Here is a 21156-nt window from a genome sequence, read left to right on the forward strand (position 1 = left end):
TGCTGTGAGACCGCTCGGCCCCCTCCGGGTGTCCGGCCGCTCGGACCTGTCGGAGACGTCGGCCCGGGAGTCAGCGCCCCCGGAACCAGGAGACGAACCCGCTCTCGACACCCTCCTCGCTCGTCGTGCTCCCGAAGTAGATGCGGAGCTGTTTGATCGCGAGCCACGAGAACGGGACGATCAGGACGGCGCCGACCGCCCGCTCGAACGCGCGGACGTGGACGCCGGCACCGACCGGTTCGAGCGTCGAGACGCCCAGTTGCTCGAGCAGGACCGCCCCCGTCGGCTCGAAGAGTTCGAACGGGAACAGCGGGTCGAGCGGCGTCTTGACGACGACGTACATCCCGTCGAGCAGCGTGACGAGGCTGTAGACGAACAGTCGAACGACGTCGAGCGCCGAGAGCCCGACACCGGTGTAGACGGTCGCGGTGGCGGGGTCGCGGAGACCACCGAACGCGAGGTAGAGGCCGCCGAACGCGAGCGCGACCAGGCCGACGACGGCCGCCAGGACGAGCGGGACCTCGCCCAGCAGGAGGACGAACTTCGCCGCGTTCAGCTCGACGATCCGGGCCCAGTTCCCGTCCAGTCTCGCGCGGCGGATCCGCGCGTCCTGTTCTCGCAGGTAGTGTTTCTCGGTGAGTGCACGTCGGTACCGACCACTCCTGATCAGCTGTCGGTGGATGGTCTCGTGGGTCCAGGCCTGCTTCTCGAACCGCGTACGATCGGCGTCGCGACGGGCGATCCCCTCGTCGTCTGGCGTCTCGACGGCGGCCCTGCCGTCCCCGTCGGTGCCGTCCGGTTCGGTACGGTCGTCGCCGCAGTTCGGCATCTCGTCACCGACGTCGTGGGGGGCGTCATCCGCGTGATCGACGGTGCCGCGTGCCCGGAGCGCCCGTGCAATCCGACCGACGACACCGCTCTCCGCGACCGTCCCGTCTGCCACGTCGTACAGGTCGACCGCGGAGAGCGTGGTCGAGCGGTCCATGTCGCAGTCGGTGAACGTCGCGCGGTAGATCCGCGCCCCGTCGAACCGCGCGGACCGGAGATCCGTCTCGACGAACGAGGCGTCCTCCAGGGTGGCGTTCCGGAAGTCCGCGAACCGGCAGTTCGCGCCGTCGAAGACGGCGCCGGAGAGCTCGCCGCAGGCGAAGTTCGTGCCGTGCAGGTCGGCCTCACTGAAATCCGCTCTCTCGAACGTCGTTCGCCTGAACGAGTCCGACGGTTCGACGACGAGTTCGCGGGTGCGGTCGATCGTCGTCTCGTCGGCCGTCACCCGGGCGGTGCGCAGGTCCTGTCCGCGGAAGTTCGCGCGGGAGAAGTCGGCGCGGTTGACGTGGCGCGCCAGGTGGACGGTCGCGTCGGTCAGGTCCGCGCCAGTGAAGTCGGCATTAGCGACGTCCGCGTTCGTGAAGTCGACGCCCCTGAGGACGGTTCGACGGAACGACGCCCCCGACAGTCGGCAGCCGGAGAGGTCCGCGTTCGAGACGTCGGCCTCGTCGAAGGTGGCGGAGGCGAGGTGTCTCTTGAGGGGCGAGACGTCGAAGCTCGACACGTCCGACCCGGGGAAGTTCACGTCAACGGACCGGGGGAACCGCGTCCGGGAGAAGTCGACCGCGGAGAGGTCCGAGTCGACGAACGAGAGCTCCAGGTGGTCCTCGAACGTCGTCCCCGAGAAGTCGCCGTCGCCCTCGAAGACGCACCGAAACACGGGACCCTGCTCGAAGACCGCGTCCGAGAAGTCGGCACCGCGTTCGAACGTGCCGGTGAATCCGGTCGAAGCCGCGAACCGGGCCCCCGAGAAGTCGGCCCGCCGTTCGAAGACGTTGGTGTCCCAGAAGCGTACCTCCATCTCGAACGTCGCGTTCGAGAAGTCCGCCTCGTCGCGGAACCGCGCGCCGTGGAAGTGTGCCCAGTCACCGACCCGAACGCCCGAGAAGTCCGCTCGCCCCGCGAACGAGGTGTCCCGAAAGAACGCCGCGCCCGCGACCGTGGCGTCTTCGAAGGTCGCGTCCGCCTCGAACGCCGCCCCGGAGAACTGCGCCGAGATGGGCGTCGGTGCGCGCTTGCCGTGGCCCGTTCGTGACCCGCGCTCTTCGAACCGTGCGTTCGCAAAGCCCGCGTCGGCCGCGAACGTCGCGGACGAGCAGTCGACCGCACCACCGAACGTCGCACGGTCGAGGGAGACGGACGCCTCGAAGGTCGTCTCGGTCAGGTCGACACGGCCGGCGACCTCGATCGCCCGTGCGTCGATCGGCACACGGATCGTCGCCCCCCGCCACTCGAACGAGTCGAACCGGGCGTGCCGGAGGTCGATCGGTCCGTCGACGGCGACCGTCGTCCCCGTGAGGTCGAGCGATCCGAGGTCGGCGTCGATGAACTGGGGCGGGCGGAGACCGTCGCCGTCGAGTGCCCGTCGTTCCCCCCTGACGACCGCGACGAACTCCGCTGTGAGTTCCTCCTGCGCCACCCCGTCCGGGTCGTGGAAGACGCACACTCCCCGATCAGTCGCCTCGTGTGGACAGCGCCAGACCAGCCGCCCGTCCGTGGTCTCCTCGAGGACGCCGTCGCTGTCGAGACTGTCGATCTGACACGGGGTCTCCGTGGTGGCGTCCCACTCTGCCGGATCGAGCGTGTGACGACAGCGGACCACAGTGGACTGGCTCGATCCCGTCTCGGTGTGTGTCGTGTCCGTCATAGATCCCACGCCGCGCGATTCGGTCCCGCGAGCGACGAACTCTCAACCGCACAACTCGAACGCTAATAACTGTTCGCCCGCGAGCGCCGGCACGGGAGCCGCGAACCGTGGTCCGCTCGTCCGGCACGACCGTGACAGGAGCGGCGGCAGTCGAGAGAACGACGACGATTTGTCGTCACGGACCGAACTCGACCCGATGCGACCCATCCGGTTCGAGACGGCCGACACCGACGACTACACCCAGATCGGCGAGGGGCTGACGCGCGTCGCGCGAGCGGCGGGGCGGCTCGAAACCGGTCACGCGGTCGGCAGGTACGCCCTGCGACACGACGACGGCTGTGCGGTCTGCGGCGAACGGGTCGCGGCGGGCGAGACGTTCTACCTCGACCCCGAGACGGGCGACCTGCTCTGTGCGACCCACGGCCGAGCGCGACGCGGCGAAGACGAGTAACCGGAGAGCGGACGGACAGCGGCTCGTGGCGCGGCGCGAGTCCGTTATATGACAGTAAATTGTGACGAAACCGAACGTCGTGACACGACAGAACGTCGCAACGTGGGACCGTTGGTACACGATTCCGAGCGTAATCAATATTCCTTGTTACAGGTCCGGAAAGTTCTTTACCGATTCCCGGCACGCATCAAGACACACATGGGAGTGCTCTGGCTGGACGACGTGCGGTCCGACGACCTGGAGACGGTCGGCGGGAAGGCGGCCTCACTGGGGGAACTCACGGCGGCGGGTCTACCGGTGCCGCCCGGGTTCGTGGTCACCGCAGGGACCTACCGGACGTTCATCGAGACGGCCGGGATCGACGACGAGCTGTTCGACGCCGTCGACGTCGACTCCGAGGACTCGAAGGCGCTCAAGGCCGCTCACGAGCGGGCACACGCGCTGATCATGGAGACGCCGCTGCCCGACGAGGTCGCGGCGGAGATCGTCGAGGCGTACCGTTCGATCGACGACGGGGAGGCGTTCGTCGCCGTCCGCTCGTCGGCGACCGCGGAAGACCTGCCGGACGCGTCGTTCGCCGGCCAGCAGGAGACGTTTCTCAACGTCCGCGAGGCCGACCTGATCCGACGGGTGAAAGAGTGCTGGGCCTCGCTGTTCTCCCAGCGCGCTATCTACTACCGCAACCAGAAGGGGTTCGACCACGACGCGGTCGACATCGCTGTCGTGGTCCAGCGGATGGTCGACGCCGACAAGTCGGGCGTGATGTTCACCTCCCACCCCTCGACGGGCGAACCGCGCATCATCATCGAGGCGGCGTGGGGGCTGGGGGAGGCGGTCGTCTCGGGTGCCGTCTCGCCCGACAACTACGTCGTCAACCGTGCGACCCAGCGCACGGAGGACGTCACCGTCGCCGACAAGAAGCTGATGCACGTCAAGGACGCGGAGACGGGCGAGACCGTCGAGCGAAAGGTGCCCGACGATCGCCGGACTGAGCGGGTGCTCTCCGACGAGGAGATCGCCCGGCTCGTCGATCTCGGCGAACAGGTCGAGACGCACTACGGCCAGCCACAGGACGTCGAGTGGGCTGTCTTCGACGACGAGGTGTACATGCTCCAGTCGCGGCCGATCACGACCATCTCCGACACGGCGGTCTCCAACGTCTCGGACGTCGGCGTGGGAGCCACCGACGGCGACGTGGCGGGCGAGGCCACCGACGGGGCCGGCGAGACCACTCGTGACCAGACCGCCGTGGGCGAGGTACTCCTGCGGGGGCTGGGTGCGAGTCCGGGCATCGCCTCCGGGCCCGCGCGGATCGTCACCAAACTCGACCACCTCGATCAGGTCGCCGAGGGCGACATCATCGTCACCGAGATGACGATGCCGGACATGGTGCCGGCGATGAAGCGCGCCGCGGGCATCGTCACCGACGAGGGCGGGATGACCTCTCACGCGGCGATCGTCTCGCGGGAACTCGGCGTGCCCGCAGTGGTCGGGAGCAGCTCGGCGACGCGACAGCTTGAGGACGGGCAGCCGATCACCATCGACGGCGACAAGGGGACCATCAGGGAAGGGGTCGAGTCGAAGGAGAAACAGCGCCAGCCGGTCGAGGACGCCCGGCCCAAGACGCCCGTCAAGCCGATGACCGCCACGGAGGTCAAGGTGAACGTCTCGATCCCCGAAGCCGCCGAACGCGCGGCGGCGACGGGTGCGGACGGCGTCGGCCTCCTGCGGATCGAGCACATGGTACTCTCCCTGGGCAAGACACCCGAGCGATTCATCGCGGACAACGGCGAGCGGGCGTACGTCGACGAGATAATCGAGGGCGTGCGGACCGTGGCGGACGAGTTCTACCCGCGCCCCGTACGCGCCCGGACCCTCGACGCCCCCTCCGACGAGTTCCGTCAGCTCCAGGGCGGCGAGGACGTCCCGCGCGAGCACAACCCGATGCTCGGCTACCGCGGGATCAGGCGGTCACTGGGAAATCCGCGCGTGTTCAAGCTCGAACTGGAGGCGTTCCGCCGCCTGTACGACATGGGCTACGACAACCTCGAGGTGATGTTCCCCCTGGTCAACGACGCCGAGGACGTCGTCCGCGCCCGCAAACACATGAGAGAGGCGGGGATCGATCCCGGCAAACGCGAGTGGGGGGTGATGATCGAGACGCCCGCGTCGGCGCTGCAGGTCGAGGCGATGGCGAAAGCCGGCATCGACTTCGCCTCGTTCGGCACCAACGACCTCACGCAGTACACGCTGGCCGTGGACCGCAACAACGAGAACGTCGCGAGCGTCTACGACGAACTCCACCCCGCCGTCCTGGAGCTCATCGGATCGACCATCGAGACCTGCCGCGACCACGGGGTCGAGACGAGCATCTGTGGACAGGCCGGCTCGAAGCCCCGGATGGTGCAGTTCCTCGTCGAACGCGGTATCTCGTCGATCTCCGCGAACATCGACGCCGTCCGCGACGTCCAGCACGAGGTCAAACGGGTCGAACAGAAACTGCTCCTGGACTCGGTCAGGTAGCTCGACTCGGTCCGATAGCGCCCAACACCGCCGGTTCGTGCACTCCCGCTCGGTCGTCGCTTCACTTCTCGACGGTGACGCTCGGGAACGTCGCGGCGACGACGCTCCCACGGGGAGACCGCGGTTCGACGGTGACGTTCCCGTCGAGCGAGGTGACGAGGCTACTGACGACCCAGACGCCCAGCTGCGAGCCGTGGCGGATGGGATGTTCCTCCAGCCCGCCGGTGAGGAGTCGGCGGTCCTGCTCGGGGATGCCCGGACCGTCGTCGCTGACGCGGATCGACACGCGTTCGTCGCCGCCCTCGTGGACGCGGACGACCTCGATGCGGACCCACGGATCGGAGTCGTTGTGGACGATGGCGTTCTCGACGAGTTCGTGGACGACGAGCGAGAGCGACTGCGTCCCCCGGACGACCGCCACGGCGGGGAGCGACGTCTCGATCACCGCGAGAGGGTACCGCTCGCCGAGCCGCTCGGTCACCTCGTTCACGACGGCCACCAGGTCGATCGGTGTGGTGGGGCGGTCGTCGGCGTTGACCTCGCGGTAGCGGCGGGCCTGTTCGCTCAGCGAGAGCAGCTCGCGCGCGGCTGCACCGATCGTCGTCGCCGCGGTCGCCGTCTCGGCGTCGCGGTCGCTCGCCAGCGCGGCCGCGTGTCCGAGGATGATGTTCGCCTTGTTCCGCAGGTTGTGCCGGAGCACCCGGTCGAGCACGTTGATCCGCTGTTTGTACTGGGAGATGTCGTAGTGGACGACCGCTACCCGGACGGGGGCGGCGTCCGCGACGGGGACGATACCGGCAGAGAACCACCGGCGGGTTCGCTTCCCGTGACAGGGGTACTCGATCCAGTCGCCGTCGCTCTCGCCGTCGACCACGCGACGGATCGCCTTGGCGGCCGCCGTCGCGAACGTGTCGTTAGCCTGGTCGCAGACCGCGATGTAGTTGCGGCCGACGTCGGTCTCGTCGGGGTCGCGACCGTTCTCCGCGCCGAACCGCGTCCACGCGTCGTTGACCAGCAGGATGACCCCGTCCTCGTCGAGGAGCGCGACGGGGAACGGGACGGTCGAGAGCGAGTCGAGCACGTCGACGTCGGCCGGCCGTCCGTCCTTCATCGGGTGGTCGTCGCTGCGGTCGTCGTCGGCAGTACCGCCACCTTCGACGGCACGGTCGCCACCAGTGTGTTGACCTGCGTCCCCATCGCTGGTCCCGCCGGGCCGAACGGACGTCGCGTCCCCATCGGAGTCGGTGGGGGTCGACACCGTGGTGCCGACGGTGGTGGGGTCGGTGGACTCACGCGGACCGGTCACGCCGCGGAGCCTGTCGTCGGTGGGCGCCGCCACGCTCGTGAGGAGGTCGACGAGCGTCGGCGTCACGACCGGCACGTCGGCTGCGTGCACCCAGTCCGGGGCGGGCGTCTCCGATCGAGAGAGGACGTAGACGTCGCCGGAGAGCGCCTCGAACCACGGTGGAGGCGTCGTTCCGAGCACTTCGGCGTCGACGATCACCCACTCGGCGTCGGGGACGTCGGCGGCCGTCCCGAAACTGTCCGCTGACCGCGTCGTGATGTGGTCGGCAGACAGCCCGTCGAACGCGTCGGACCGGTCGACCCGATCCGAGACGTACAACAGCGTGTCACGGCGTGACTGGGGATGCATGACTCTCGAGCGTTCGTTCTGGTTTATCCCTCCGTCGGATATAATAATACCGACAAAACAGTGCTCGGAAGAATATCCGGGACTCTGATGTGTTTAACCTGACGTTATCGTCGAATACAACGGCTCTTACCTGTTTTCAGCCCTGAAACACGGATCGACCCGTGGACGAGTGTCCAGGGCGAGGGCGGTCGTGACAGCCAACTACTACGATCCGACGAGCACTCGTTCGGCACGTGTGACGCTCGCTTTACACGTCCTCGAAGAATCTCAAGACTTACGTCCACGCTCACCAACTATCCACCGTGACATCCGCGGCTCTGGCGTCGACGCTCGCCGACGTCGCTCTGCCGTTCGTCTTCTCCGAGAGCGGGTGGTTCGCGTCGCTCGTCCGGACCGCGACGGGATGGCCGGGGCTGGGGATCATCTTCGGCTACTCGTTCCTCATCGCCTTCGCGCTGCCGGGGGTGAGCGAGATCGTCCTGCTCGCGCCGCTGAACCTCGGCCTGCCGGGGTGGGCGAACACGACTCTCATCGTCCTCACGTCGGGGGTGGGCAAGGCCGCCGGGAGCGTCTTCGCCTTCCACATCGGGCAGGAGGCGAAGGAGTCGGGTCCCATCATCCGCGCCCTGCGACGGTCGCCCATCGACGTCGTGGCGTGGTCCGAGAAGAAGACCGTCCAGCTCGCACAGCGGTACGGGTACGGTGGTCTCGCGCTGGCTCTCTGCGTGCCGGGTTTCCCCGACACCCTGTCGATCTACGCGTTCTCGGTGCTCGAAGAGGACTACTGGCGGTTCGCGCTGGCGACGTTCGTCGGGAGCGTCGGCCGGCTCGTCGTGACCATCGTCGGCGTCGAGGCGTTCTTCTACCTGTTCTGAAATTCAAGGCTGTTCACCGAAACGTACATACTCCTCGGAAATAGTGTTCAATGGGATGATCATCCCGCTGCGAGTGGTACACCTCGGCGAGGACGAGGACGCCCTGGACCGGGTGGCGGCATCACTCGCGGCGGTAGACGACCGCGTCGACGTCTACTCGACCAGCGACGCCGACGACGCGCTCGACCGGATCGCGACCGCGTCGGTCGACTGCGTCGTCACAGGGTTCGAGCCGTCGTTCCTCCGGACACTCGCGACCGACCACGCCGCGGTCCCGTGCGTGCTCTTCTCGTCGGTGGAGACCGTCCCCGTCGAGGTCCTCACCGCGAACGTGGCAGCGGTCGTCCGGACGGACGAACCCGACCCGTTCACTCGAGTGGCGGAACGAGTCGTCGACGTGATCCGAGAGCGAAGAGCGGCGGCTGACGGGGACCGCGGGCTGTTCGCCACGCTCCTCGCGGCGTCGACCGACGTCGTCGCCGTGGTCGACACCGACGGCCGGTTCGGATACGTCTCCCCGGCAGTCGAACGACTCCTGGGCTACGACCCCGACGACCTGGTCGGCGAGGACAGCCTCGCGTACGTCCACCCGGACGACCGCGACCGGGCGAGCGAGCGACTCAAGGGACTGATCGACGACCCCGACGGGGAGCTCACGGACGAACTCAGACTGCGACACGCCGACGGTTCGTGGGTATGGGTCGAGAACCGCGGGCGGAACCTCCTCGACGACCCCGACGTCGGGGGCATCGTGATCTACTCGCGCGACGTCACGGCGCGCCGCCGCCGCGAGGAACGGCTCCGCCGGTACGAGGCGATCGTCGAGAACATGCAGGACGTGGCGTACACGGTCGACGAGTCGCTCACCGTCACCTCGGTGAACGACCGGGTGCTGGCGTACGCAGAGCGACCCCGCGAGTCGATCGTCGGCGAGTCGATCGAGACGCTGGCGGCCGAGATGCTCGTCGACCCCGAGAACGTCGAACGGCTCTGTGACGCGCTCGAGTCGGTCGTCGCGGGGGAGACCGACGGCGAACGGCTCGAACTCGGTATCGACCTGCCACGGGGGACGGTGTTCGCCGAACTGCAGGTGACGCCGCTGCGGGGAACGGACGCGACCGGAGGAGAGGCGCCGCAGGGTGCCGTCGTCATCTCCCGGGACGTCACGGAACGTCGGGGCGACGAACGCGAACTCGAACGACAGAACGAGCGGCTCGAGGCGTTCACGAGCGTCGTCTCGCACGACCTGCGCGGGCCGCTGGCGGTCGCCAGCGGCAACCTCGAACTGGCGCGATCGGAGGTCGAGCACGAACGACTCGACACGGTCGCCCGTGCGCACGGCCGGATGAGCGACCTCATCGACGACCTCCTGAACGTCGCGCGGCAGGGGACACCCGTCGACGACCCGGACCCGGTCGACCTGGACGCCGTCGCCGAGGCGTCCTGGACCCTGGTCGAGACGGGGGACGCGACCGTCGAGATCGACACGGGGCTCGTCGTGCGCGCGGAGGAGCAACGGCTCCGTCAGTTCTTCGAGAACCTCTTTCGGAATAGCGTGGAACACGGTTCCACGGGGAGCGAGAAGACGTCCGGTGGCAGCGTCGGGCACGGCGCTCCGGGGAGCCACCCCGCGGCCGGCGACCCGATCGACGAACCGGCGACTCCGGCTGGCGACTTCGTGCGGGGCGGTTCGACGACGGACGACGAGGGTGAGACGACACCGGCCGATGCCGGCGACGGGGACGACACCAGCGACGCCGAGGGGGCCGGCGTGACCGTCCGCGTCGGTCGGCTCGACGACGGGTCGGCGGAGGCCGCAGACGCGAACGAGAGACGGGACGTGGACGCGCGCGGGGGCTTCTACGTCGAGGACGACGGTCCGGGTATCCCACCCGACGTTCGTGACGCGGTCTTCGAGGCCGGCTATTCGGCGAAACCGGACGGGACGGGGCTCGGCCTGATGATCGTCCGGGAGATCGCCGACGCTCACGGCTGGGACGTCACTGTCACCGACGGGTCGACCGGTGGGGCGCGGTTCGAGGTGCGGAACGTCGCCCTCGCGTCGGCGTGAGGACCGACGGCTGGCCAGCGATCGCCGAGGACCGACGACAGGTCAGTGACGACGGTGCCGTCACGCCACCCACGAGGGGTGCGATCGGCTCGCGATCGTCTGTGGTCGACGGCCAAAAACCAGCGGCCTTTAGACCTCCACCGCGTCACACGTAACACATGAGCCACGAGGACTTTCCCACGGACAGTCCCGCGGTGGTGACGTGTGGGCTGCCGTACGCCAACGGCGACCTGCACATCGGCCACCTGCGCACGTACGTCGGGGGCGACGTCTACGCGCGTTCCCTCCGAAAGCTCGGGCAACGAACCGCCTTCGTCTCGGGCTCCGACATGCACGGGACGCCCGTGGCGGTCAACGCCGAGAAGGAGGGGCTCACCCCGGAAGAGTTCGCCCTGTCGTACCACGAGACGTACGAGGAGACGTTCCCGCAGTTCAACGTCGAGTTCGACAACTACGGCCACACCCACGACGAGACGAACACCGAGGTGACGACGGAGATCGTCCGGCGGCTGATCGACGGCGGCCACGTCTACGAGAAGGAGATCAAGGTGGCGTTCGACCCGGTCGAGGAACAGCCCCTCCCCGACCGATACGTCGAGGGGACCTGTCCGTACTGCGGCGCGCACGCGAGAGGTGACGAGTGCGACGAGGGTTGTGGCCGGCACCTCGAACCCGGTGAGATCGAAGATCCCACCTCAACGCTGACGGGCAATCCCGCCGAGTACCGGGATCGAGAACACAAGTTCTTCCGCGTCTCCGAGTTCCAGGAGTACCTCCAGTCGTTCATCTCCCGGCTGGAGGGCACGTCGAACGCCCGCAATCAGCCCCGCGAGTGGATCGAGGGCGAACTCAAAGACTGGTGTATCACCCGCGACCTCGACTGGGGGATCGACTACCCCGAGGAGGGAACGGACCTCGTGCTCTACGTCTGGGTCGACGCACCGATCGAGTACGTCTCCTCGACGAAGCAGTACACCGAACGGGTCGGAAGCGACGAGTACGACTGGGAGGAGCCGTGGAAGGTCGACGGCGGGATCGTCCACGTCATCGGCCGCGACATCATCCAGCACCACACGGTGTTCTGGCCCGCGATGCTCCGCGGAGCCGACTACAACGAGCCCCGCGCGGTGATGGCGAGCGGCTTCATCACGCTCAACGGCAAGGGTTTCTCCACCTCCCGCGACCGGGCGGTGTGGGCCGACGAGTACCTCGACGAGGGCTTTCACCCCGACCTCCTCCGGTACTACCTGGCGACCAACGGCGGCTTCCAGCAGGACGTCGACTTCTCGTGGGAACGCTTCCGCGAGCGGGTCAACAACGAACTCGTCGGGACCGTCGGCAACTTCCTCTACCGGTCGCTGCTGTTCGCGTACCGCGAGTTCGGCGGCACCCCCGAGGCCGACCTCTCGAGCGAGGTCCGCGAGCGGATCGACGACGCCATCGACGACTTCCGCGAGGGCGTCAACGACTACTCCGTCCGCCGGGTGGGTGACGCCGCGGTCCGACTCGCCGCGTTCGGCAACGAGTACATCCAGCGGAACGAGCCGTGGAAGCTCGCGGACGACGACCCGCAGAAGGCGCAGGTTATCCGCGACTGCGTCCAGATCGCCAAGGCCGTCGGCGTGCTATTCGAGCCCATCGCGCCCGGGAAGGCCGAACGGCTCTGGGCGAGCCTCGACGAGGGGACGTCGATCCACGATGTCGAACTCGGTGCCGCGCTCGAACCCCCGGCACGCGAGTTCGCCGAACCCACCGAGCTCTTCGAGAAGGTCGCCGACGAGCGGGTCGAGGAGCTGAACGAGAAGCTCCAGGCGCGGATCGCGGAGAGCGAGGCCGACGCCAGCGACGAAGACGCGGACGACTCCGCCACCGACGAGGCAGACACGACCGCCGACGTCGATCTCGAGCCGCTCGCCACGGAACGGATCGGCTTCGACGACTTCCAGGAACTCGACATCCGCGTCGGCCGGATCCTCGCGGCGGAGGGGATCGAGGGGGCGGACAAACTCGCCCGCCTCGAGGTCGACATCGGCGTCGAGGAGCGACAGGTCGTCGCGGGCATCAAACAGCTCCACGACCTCGACTCGCTGGTCGGCGAGCGGGTGATCATCCTCGCGAACCTCGAGAAGGCGGAGCTGTTCGGCGTGGAGTCGAACGGGATGCTGCTGGCGGCGGGCGAGGAGGCGGACCTGCTGACGACGCTGGGCGACGCGGTGCCCGGCGAGAAGATCCGCTAACCGTCTCGGTGGCTCCGTTGAATTGCTCTGGAACGGATCGGTACGGTAGAACTCCCTACCAGAGAAAACGATGTACAGGCACGTCCGCAACTACCAGCAATGGGTAGCTTCGTAACGCCGCCGAATTGGACCGATGACTCGTCCGACAACGACGAACCACGACCACGACTTGGCGACCTACTTTCAGGCCGACTTGCAGACGTGGATATCGATTCTGTTGCAGCGGTGCGTGACGGACGAAAACGAGGATGAAGGTGCACCGGAAGAGATGACTGGCTGACCAACACGAACGAAGCTCTCGATGTAGCTATCAAACCAGTGTTACAAACCACAAGCTAAACGTAGAGAGTGTTTTCATCAGGACGACTTAATCACGAGTTGATGGGGTGTTCGGATTCCCAACCACAGTTAGAACATATGTCCGGATCGTCCACGAGCTCATTTCCGCAATCCGGACACCCTCTTGTTGCTGATACTTCAGGTACGGTAACGGTCACCATCGCTGGTTCTACTCTGGTAACCAATTCATGGACTTCCGTTAGTAGAATGTTCCACTTTACTCTGGTTCCGGTGATCCTAGCCGCGTGAACAAGAACCCTCACGAGATCTTTCTCTGGGACATCCAGTGCACCGAACTCAACATCAATATCAGATAGGGCCTCCTGGATGATACCATCAATTTCATTAGGAATCTCCGAGCTGGCAACGTTCCTAATCGTTTCAAGCGTCGGTTGATCTTCACCGTATAATCGCTCTATATCGTCCCCGCTGATTGCCGTCCGGACGATGTTAACTCGCCGTTTTACCCTGTCCTTATTCATGTTCTCGGGTAGTCAGGGAGTCGTAATAAGAAACTTGCCACATACACGCTGTGTATTCATCACCGTCCCAGCAAATTCTCGTATAGAGAGGAGTTCAACAGAGCCGGCTCGGACCTCACCGCGGCGGTCGGAGCCGGTAGTAGCGGCGGTTGAGGTCGTACATGTACCCCTCGCGCATCGTCTTCAGCACTGCATAGGTGACGATCCCCGCCACGATCGGTAGGAGGAACGTCAGGTCGAACAGCAGGTCGACGTTCATCGGCACGAGGTTCTTCACCGACAGCAGCGAGATGGTGAACGCGAAGACGACGCCGAGCACGCCGACGGCGGCCCAGAACGGCTGCTCGACCGGTCTGCGAGCGCTCCCCTTGTTGAGGAAGGGGACGATGGCGATCAGGCCCACCACGACCACGTTCGCGAGGACGCCGTACGTGCGGTCGGCCATGATCTTCTGCCCGCCGAGGATGGCGAGCTCGGGGTTCAGCGGGTCGAGCTTGAGCAGACCGAACGACCAGTAGAGATACCAGTCGGGGAGGATCACCGCGGGGGTCGAGGAGGGGTTCGCGGGCGGGCCGATGTGCGGCGGCATCGTCGCCGAGAGGAACAGGATCATCCCGACGAAGAACGAGGCGATAGAGGCGTTCCGCACCGTCTCGTGGGGCCACGTCGGGAAACCGAGCACGTCGCGCTCGACGTACGTCGACTCCTGACGGAGGGTCTGGTCCTCGTACCGCGCCCGTTCGAAGTACTCGTAGGTGAGCCGCGACAGCCCGGTCGTCCGGGCCTTCCGCTCACGCCAGGTCGGGGTCGTGTCGTCCGAGGGGATCGCAGGGGGGATCGTACCCCCGTCGGGCCGTGGGTCGGACCCGACACCGTTCGTGGAGGGGTCGTCCGGATCCATACCTCCCAGAGGCGTCGAGCGGAGATAAGCCGCGCGCGGCCCGGGTGTCCTATATAGACTCGCCACCGCTCGTGAGAGAGGTTTACTCGCTCGAGAGTTTCATCGCCGGTCTTTTTACGCTACTCGGGCGTAGCGGCGTCCATGCGAAACGCGAAAATCGTCTGCACGCTCGGGCCAGCGTCGGACGACGAGGACACGATCAGGCGGCTCGCGGACGCCGGGATGTCCGTGGCTCGACTCAACGCGAGCCACGGTTCGGTCGAACACCGTGCGGAGGTGGTCGACCGGATCCGCGCCGTCGACGACGAGATCCGCGACCCACTGGCGGCGATGATCGACACGAAGGGACCGGAGGTACGAACCGCACCGCTCGACGAACCCATCTTCCTGAAGACGGGGAGCGAGGTCCGGTTCGTCGAGGGCGACGAGGCGACGTCGGCGGAGGTGGGGCTCTCGTACTCCATCTCCGCGGTGAGCGTCGGCGACCGGATCCTCCTCGACGACGGGCGCATCGAGGCGACCGTCACGGACATCGACGGCGAGGCGGTCGTCGCCCGTATCGACTCCGGCGGCGACCTCAGTGGGCGCAAGGGTGTCAACGTCCCCGGCGTCGACCTGGACATCGACCTCATCACGGAGGGGGACGCGCGCGACCTCGCGCTCGCGGCGGAGAAGGAGGTCGACTTCGTCGCCGCTTCGTTCATCCGCTCGGCGAACGACATCTACGCCATCTCCGACTTCCTCGAGGAACACGGCGCAGACATCCCCGTCATCGCGAAGATCGAACGCGCGGGTGCCGTCGAGAACCTCGACGAGATCGTCGAGGCCGCCTACGGCGTGATGGTCGCCCGCGGCGATCTGGGCGTGGAGTGCCCGCTGGAGGACGTGCCGATGATCCAGAAACGGATCATCCGGCGGTGTCAGGCCGCTGGCGTGCCGGTCATCACGGCGACGGAGATGCTCGACTCGATGGTCCACGCCAGACGGCCGACGCGCGCGGAGGCGTCGGACGTGGCCAACGCGGTGCTCGACGGGACCGACGCGGTGATGCTCTCGGGGGAGACCGCCGTGGGCGACCACCCCGTGCGCGTCGTCGAGACGATGGCCCGGATCGTCCGCGAGGTCGAGTCCACGGAGGAGTACGACGAGAGTCAGGAACAGCGCGTACCGACGGCGAGCACCGACTCGCGGACGGAGGCGCTGGCCCGCTCGGCGCGCTATCTCGCCCGCGACGTCAACGCGGCGGCCGTCGTGGCGGCGAGCGAGTCGGGGTACACCGCCCGGAAGACGGCGAAGTTCCGCCCCGGCGTCCCGGTCATCGCGACGACCCCGAACGACCGGGTCCGCCGGCAACTCGCCCTCTCGTGGGGGATCGACGCCCGCTACTCCGAGTACCGTCAGAGCGCCGCCGAGGTGATGGACGACGCGGTGAACGCGGCGCTCGAAGCTGGGGTGGCCGAGAGCGGCGACACGATCGTCATCCTCTCCGGGATGATGACCGAACTCGAGGAGACCAACACGACCAACATGCTGAAGGTTCACGTCGTCGCCGAGGCGATCGCCAACGGGCGGAAGATCGTCGCCGGGCGGATCGCCGGTCCACTCTACCGGACGGCCGACGGCGACCTCTCGGCCGTGCCGGAGGGTGCCGTCCTCTACCTCGGTGCGGACTTCGACGGCGAGTTCGACGGCGACGCCCGCAAACTCGGTGCCATCGTCGACGCCCGGCCGGGTCTCACGGGCTACCCCGCGATGGTCGCGCGCGAACTCGACATCCCGATGATCTCCGGCGCACCGATCCCCGACACGATCGACGAGGAGACGATGGTCACCCTCCACGCCGAGCGCGGCATCGTCTTCGAGGGCGACATCCTCGCCCCGGAGGACCGCGACCGCCACGCCATCGCGAACGGCCGGTCGTAGCGTCGTAGTAGCTGCCAGGCGTCGTGTCGTCTCACGGGGAGGCTCTGTCGTCGCCACCGGCGGTCTCGGTCGTCGTCACCGGGGATTTCGAGTGTTTCGACCGTGTGCGGTAGGCATTTGACGCTCCCCCACCAACTGTTGGTAATGGCGCAGTCCAGTCCGGATGCCGAGACCGACCACGACGCCCAGTCGTCCGCCGAGGACGACCCCGCTGACGGCGAACCGGCCGGAGCCTCCGGCGACGACGTCGCCGAGACCGCGGCCGACGAGAGCCAGTGGGAGTTCGGGCTCGACGAGGTCGGTCCTGACGGGATCATCGACTCCGAGCCCGAACCACTCGAACCAGGTCAGCCGCGGCTCGAAAGCGTCTTCTTCGTCCTGCTCGGCGTCGTCGGCACGCTCCTGCTGCTGTCGACCGTCGTCTGACCCCACCGACGGTGGCCGCACCCCGCCGGGCGCAACTGCCGCTGACCGTGGCGCACTGGTTGGTTCGAACCGTTTTTATCGCGTGACGGAATCCTGGCAGGCGTGGACTGGTCACCGGAACCAGTCGGCCCCCGACGATGATCACGAAAGCCGAACTCTACGACGCGGTCGACGCACGCGAGGCGGAGATCGTCGCGTTCATGCGCGACTTCCTCGCCCTCGAGACCGAGAACCCGCCCGGGAGGAACTACCGCGAGGGGGCCGACTTCCTGACCGCCGCGCTGGAACAACGGGGATACGACGTCGAACAGGTCACGGTCCCCCCGGAGGTGGTCGCCCGTCACTACCCGGAGCGGACCGACCACGAGCGGGTGAACGTCGTCGGGCGACGGTTCGGAACTGACACCGGGGACGGCCCACACGTCCACTTCACCGGCCACTTCGACGTCGTCCCCGCGGGCGAGGACTGGTCGACCGACCCGTACGAGGCCGTGGTCGCGGACGGCCGCATCTACGGCCGCGGGGCCTCGGACATGAAGTCGGGGATCGCCGCGAGCCTCTTCGCCGTCGACGCGCTCGTCTCGCTGGACACGCCGCTGCCGGGGACGATCACCCAGAGCATGACCGTCGACGAGGAGACGGGCGGGTTCACGGGGCTTGGCTACCTCGTCGACGAGGGGTACGTCTCACCCGACAACACCGACTACTGCGTCTACACCGAGTGCTTCGACTCCTCGCGGGTCTGCCTCGGCCACCGCGGCGTGCTCAAGTTCCACGTGACGGCCACCGGCGAGAAGGCCCACGGTTGTATGGCCCACGACGGCCGCAACGCCATCACGGCCATGAACGACTTCCTCTCGCGGGTCGAGCGGTATCGCGAGACGCTCCACGACCGGACGACCGACCTGCCGGTGACGCCCGTGGAGTCGCGCCACGCGGACGTCTCGGCGACGATGCTCGACGCCGGCTACTCCGAGAACGTCGTCCCCGACCGGTGTCGGGCGACGTTCTACCGTGTCCTGGTCCCCGAAGAGACGGTCGAGGGTGCCCGCGAAGAGGTGCGCTCACTCATGGCCGAGACCGAGGACGAGTTCGACACCACGCTCTCGTACGACGAGATCATGTACGCCGAGCCCACCGCCGTCTCCGAGGAGTGTACCGTCGCGCGCACGTACGCCGAACACGTCCGCGACTTCCACGGCGACCCCGAGTTCGTCGTCTCGCCGGGGTCGGACGACCAGCGGTTCGTCGTCAACGACGCCGGCATCGAGGAGTGTATCGTCTACGGACCGGGCCTCCTCGACCAGGCGCACGTCGTCGACGAGTACGTCCCCGTCGAGGAGATCCTCACCGCGGCGAAGGTGATGGCCGTCTCGACCGCCGACCTCCTGGGGGTGCTCGCGGAGTGAGCGAGGGACTCGACCGCACGCCGGCGGCGGTCGTCGACACGGCGCGCGCGGTCGAACTCGACGGGAACGACCGCGATCCGCACTCGGTGGAGGTCGTCGTCGCCGACGCGCACGCGACTGGAGACGCGACGCGCACCGAGACGGGATACGAGGGGCCCGACGCCGTCGCCTGCGGGCACCTCGCCGCGGCGCTCGCGGTCGCCGACGCGGTCGAGGGCGTCCGCGTCCACCACGGCGACGTGGATCTGACGCGCGACGGACCGTGGCTCGTGCTCGCCCCACTGTCGGGGTTCGTCGCGACGGTCGCCACGGGGACCGCCACGGCGACCGTGACCGTCCCGCTCGACGGCGACCCACGACGAGTGCGCCCCGTGCGGGAGCGTCTCGACAGCGTTCTCGCGGCCGCACGCGCCCGCCACGACCACTACCCGGTCGCCGACGACGACCGGGGCGTGTTCCGGACGGGGCTGACGACGCTCTCGGTGAGCGAGGTGACCGTGACCGACGACCTCCGGGTTCGGTTCGACGTATCGACCACGCCCGCGACCACGCAGAGCGAGCTCGCAGAGCGGTTTCGAACAGGGATCCCGGTCGACGAGGCCGCGGTCGACGTCGACCTCGAGTTCCAGGTGGGCGTCGAGCGAGCCAGCCCCAGTGCCGCCCTGCGCGAGGCGGTCGAAGACGCCCACCGCGCGGTCGTCGGCGACGCAGGCTACGAGTGGCTGCCGCGACCGACGGTCTTCTCGCGGCTCCCCGCGCCGGAGAAGGTCGCGTTCGGTGCCGGCCGGCCCGGTGACCGGTTCGACCACGACGACTTCGAACGGACGCGCGACCTCCTCGAACGCGTCGTCGACAGGCTCCAGCAGCCGGAGGAGTCGCGCTGATGTCGACAGGCTCCGTTCGAACGCTCGCCGACCCGGTCGTCGGCAGCGAGGTTCGCGTCGAGCCGAAGGAGACGCCGGGGATCGAGATCAACGGCCTCCCGGCCGACCTCGACCACGTCGTCAAGGCGGACGTCCGGGTCGACCTCGGCGGGGACGCAAACCGGGCGTTCGTCGTCGAACACGTCCTCGGTCCGCTGGGGCTCCGTGGCGTGACCGCCGCCCGCGTGACGGGCCGCGTCGAGACGTGGGACTTCGCCCGGCCCGAACACCGGTTCTGCTACTCGACGTCGCTCCCGCCGTCGAACGTCGTCGGCCACCCCGCGGGCCTGCCGAACCCCGACCTGGCGCGGGCGGTCGGCGAGGTCGACATCGTCGGCGATGTCCCGAGCCGGACCACCGTCTCGGAGCCGGTGACCGTCGAGGCCGGCGGCGGGCGACTGACGCTCCGTCCCCGAGCGTACGGTGCTGGCGTCCGGTTCGAGGCGTCGTACGGCGAGGCGAGTCTCGCGGCCGAAATCGACCCGAAGGGGGAGACCGACGACGCGCTCGTCGAACGGGTGACGACGAGCACGACGCCGTACCTCTCGTCCGACGACACCGAGGGAGTGACGCACGCGGTCGCCGACCTCGTCTCCGACGTCTGTGTCCTCGGCGGCTTCGACGACCTCGTGGTCGAGGCGGAGCTGGGCGAGGCGTACCACGCGCTCACGGTCGGGGCGGCGCGGGAAGCGCGGAAACGGGGAGTGGTCGTCGCGCGTGAGGGCTGAGTCGGTCGGGAACCACGAGAGTCGAAATACGAACCTCGAGCGGTCGAGGTCATTCTGTACTGTTCCGCGACGAGTGGAGCGAGTCGCGGGCCGACGACCGAACGGAGCGAAGCGGAGCGAGGGAGGAGTGCTTTTGTTGCCAGAACGCCGTGCGTTCTGGCTGAACAGCCAGAAATCGGAGATTTCTGGCGCTGATCCAGGTTTTACCGAGGGCTGACGAAGTCAGCCCGCAGCGTAAAAGCTGGAATGGGACCGCCGAGATGCCCGTGAGGACAGCTCGTACTCCCAGTTTTCTCCGAAAACATGGGACCGCTGAGATGGACGCTCCTCTTGTTGCGGGGGAGCAGTCTTACTCATCCCCCTCACCGTCCTCAAGAAGGTCACGTCGGGATTCCATCCGGCGGAGCTGCTGCGGGTGATCGTAGTGCTGGCGAATTACCTCGGGCGTCGCGTTCGCCCGTTCAGCTAACACCTCCGGCGGCCAGCCACGGTCTCGATGGTCGGTGATCGATCCCGTGCGGACTCGGTGAGGTGACCGAGACGATGGACACCGTGCTTCGAGTCCATGCTTACGCGCCTCGCAGGTCTCGATATCACGGCCGTGTGGGCAGTCGGCGCCGAACCGACACGGTTGGCTAATGATGTTGAAGACGCGACGGATGGCGCTCTTCGACATCCGACCGGAGCCCTTCTCGGTCGAAAACAGTGGAGCTCGTCCGTTATCATCCATCGTCTGGACCCTATTCACCATGATATACCCTCTGAGCACGCTGGCGACGTCCTCGGTGATAGCCACTGGACGCTGCCCTTCGTGCTTGTTCTTCAGTGGCGTCTCCTCTCTGTGACGAAAGTAGACGAACGGTACCTGAACCACATCGCGAATCTCGTCGAACTCGGTGTCGTCGATCTCCGGGTAATGGAGGAGGCGGTCGAGATGCTCGTTCTTCAAGAAGCAGTCACCGACATCTAACGCTCGGAGTGCACCCAATCGCGCGGTCGACTCCCACGCGAGCGAGAACAGACCGTGTTCCCGTGATGCGTGTCGATACGTCGTGAGATTGCCGAGGATTTCTTCGGCCCTCGTCCGTGACAACTTCTCTTCATTCACCCGTTCTGTCTTCACGAGGGATGGTATGTCGACGGCTTTCACTACCGACTCAGCGACAGCGTTGTAATCGGCGCAGAACCCGAGAAAGAGCTTGATCGTCCCGAGTCGATTATTTAGCGTCGATTGTGCGTGTCCGTCAGCCCGACACTCGTTATCGAACGCGTAGATGTCTCGAGTGGTGAGGTCGTTGAGGTTGTCGATTCCATGTGACTCGCACCACTCCACGAACTGCCTCACGCGGTAGAAATAGCTCTGAACCGTCTCCTCAGCCTTTTCAGTTCGCTGACGGTCCAGCCACATCTGCATTCCTTCGCGCGGTGGGAGAGGCTCAAGCTCCTCCATTGGCCTCACCATCCGACGGAAAGGTCCTGACTGGTCGTCTCTCGTGGCGGAGAAGCGGATATCTACTGA

The 21156-nt window shown here is 67.1% G+C and carries 15 protein-coding genes; 10 read left to right on the forward strand and 5 right to left on the reverse strand.

Annotated elements, in window-relative coordinates; translation table 11 throughout:
• Positions 1–70 precede the first annotated feature (70 nt).
• Positions 71–2695, reverse strand: a complete 2625-nt coding sequence (locus FZP69_RS13770; RefSeq protein WP_152041979.1) for a pentapeptide repeat-containing protein — start codon at positions 2693–2695, stop codon at positions 71–73.
• Between the two features lie 196 nt (positions 2696–2891).
• On the opposite strand from FZP69_RS13770, the gene FZP69_RS13775 reads away from it, so the two are divergent.
• Both FZP69_RS13775 and ppsA read left to right on the forward strand, forming a co-directional pair.
• Positions 2892–3146: a hypothetical protein gene (locus FZP69_RS13775; protein WP_152041980.1), complete on the forward strand. Its 255-nt coding sequence runs from the start codon at positions 2892–2894 to the stop codon at positions 3144–3146.
• Positions 3147–3344: 198 nt separating this feature from the next.
• Positions 3345–5669, forward strand: coding sequence for a phosphoenolpyruvate synthase (ppsA, locus tag FZP69_RS13780; protein ID WP_152041981.1), 2325 nt, complete (start codon positions 3345–3347; stop codon positions 5667–5669).
• Between the two features lie 61 nt (positions 5670–5730).
• Here the strand turns inward: ppsA and FZP69_RS13785 are convergent, their stop codons facing one another.
• On the reverse strand, positions 5731–7323 hold the full coding sequence (locus FZP69_RS13785; protein ID WP_152041982.1) for a sensor histidine kinase: 1593 nt from the start codon (positions 7321–7323) through the stop codon (positions 5731–5733).
• Positions 7324–7625: 302 nt separating this feature from the next.
• Between FZP69_RS13785 and FZP69_RS13790 the strand changes: the two genes are divergently transcribed.
• The 3 genes from FZP69_RS13790 (at position 7626) to metG (ending at position 12506) form a co-directional block, all read left to right on the forward strand.
• Entirely contained in the window at positions 7626–8198 is a 573-nt protein-coding gene (locus FZP69_RS13790; RefSeq protein WP_152041983.1) for a YqaA family protein, read from the forward strand.
• A gap of 55 nt (positions 8199–8253) precedes the next feature.
• Positions 8254–10269 (forward strand): PAS domain-containing sensor histidine kinase, encoded by a 2016-nt coding sequence (locus FZP69_RS13795; protein WP_152041984.1) that lies wholly within the window; start codon positions 8254–8256, stop codon positions 10267–10269.
• Positions 10270–10427: 158 nt separating this feature from the next.
• Positions 10428–12506 carry a methionine--tRNA ligase gene (metG, locus tag FZP69_RS13800; RefSeq protein WP_152041985.1) on the forward strand — a complete coding sequence of 693 codons (2079 nt, stop codon included), beginning with the start codon at positions 10428–10430 and terminating at the stop codon, positions 12504–12506.
• A 371-nt stretch (positions 12507–12877) separates the two neighbouring features.
• Here the strand turns inward: metG and FZP69_RS13805 are convergent, their stop codons facing one another.
• A complete protein-coding gene (locus FZP69_RS13805; RefSeq protein WP_152041986.1) occupies positions 12878–13327 on the reverse strand; it encodes a hypothetical protein in 450 nt (149 codons plus the stop codon).
• A gap of 115 nt (positions 13328–13442) precedes the next feature.
• A complete protein-coding gene (locus FZP69_RS13810) occupies positions 13443–14228 on the reverse strand; it encodes a cytochrome bc complex cytochrome b subunit (RefSeq protein WP_152041987.1) in 786 nt (261 codons plus the stop codon).
• 141 nt (positions 14229–14369) lie between these two features.
• Between FZP69_RS13810 and pyk the strand changes: the two genes are divergently transcribed.
• The 5 genes from pyk to FZP69_RS13835 all read left to right on the forward strand — a co-directional run bounded on the left by pyk (position 14370) and on the right by FZP69_RS13835 (position 19637).
• Positions 14370–16151 (forward strand): pyruvate kinase, encoded by a 1782-nt coding sequence (pyk, locus tag FZP69_RS13815; protein WP_152041988.1) that lies wholly within the window; start codon positions 14370–14372, stop codon positions 16149–16151.
• A gap of 144 nt (positions 16152–16295) precedes the next feature.
• The gene (locus tag FZP69_RS13820) at positions 16296–16577 is read left to right on the forward strand and encodes a DUF7312 domain-containing protein (RefSeq protein WP_152041989.1); all 282 of its coding nucleotides are present in this window, start codon (positions 16296–16298) and stop codon (positions 16575–16577) included.
• A gap of 137 nt (positions 16578–16714) precedes the next feature.
• Complete coding sequence (locus tag FZP69_RS13825; protein ID WP_152041990.1) at positions 16715–17986, forward strand: ArgE/DapE family deacylase; 1272 nt, start codon at positions 16715–16717, stop codon at positions 17984–17986.
• Positions 17983–18870 (forward strand): hypothetical protein, encoded by an 888-nt coding sequence (locus tag FZP69_RS13830; protein ID WP_152041991.1) that lies wholly within the window; start codon positions 17983–17985, stop codon positions 18868–18870. The genes FZP69_RS13825 and FZP69_RS13830 overlap by 4 nt, the downstream gene beginning before the upstream one ends.
• The gene (locus FZP69_RS13835) at positions 18870–19637 is read left to right on the forward strand and encodes a hypothetical protein (RefSeq protein WP_152041992.1); all 768 of its coding nucleotides are present in this window, start codon (positions 18870–18872) and stop codon (positions 19635–19637) included. Before FZP69_RS13830 ends, FZP69_RS13835 begins: the two co-directional genes overlap by 1 nt.
• Positions 19638–19986: 349 nt before the next feature.
• Here FZP69_RS13835 and FZP69_RS13840 read toward each other — a convergent pair whose 3' ends face one another.
• Positions 19987–21087: a tyrosine-type recombinase/integrase gene (locus FZP69_RS13840; protein ID WP_240137635.1), complete on the reverse strand. Its 1101-nt coding sequence runs from the start codon at positions 21085–21087 to the stop codon at positions 19987–19989.
• Between the last annotated feature and the right edge of the window lie 69 nt (positions 21088–21156).

Source organism: Salinigranum salinum (assembly GCF_009176545.1).
Taxonomy (GTDB): domain Archaea; phylum Halobacteriota; class Halobacteria; order Halobacteriales; family Haloferacaceae; genus Salinigranum; species Salinigranum salinum.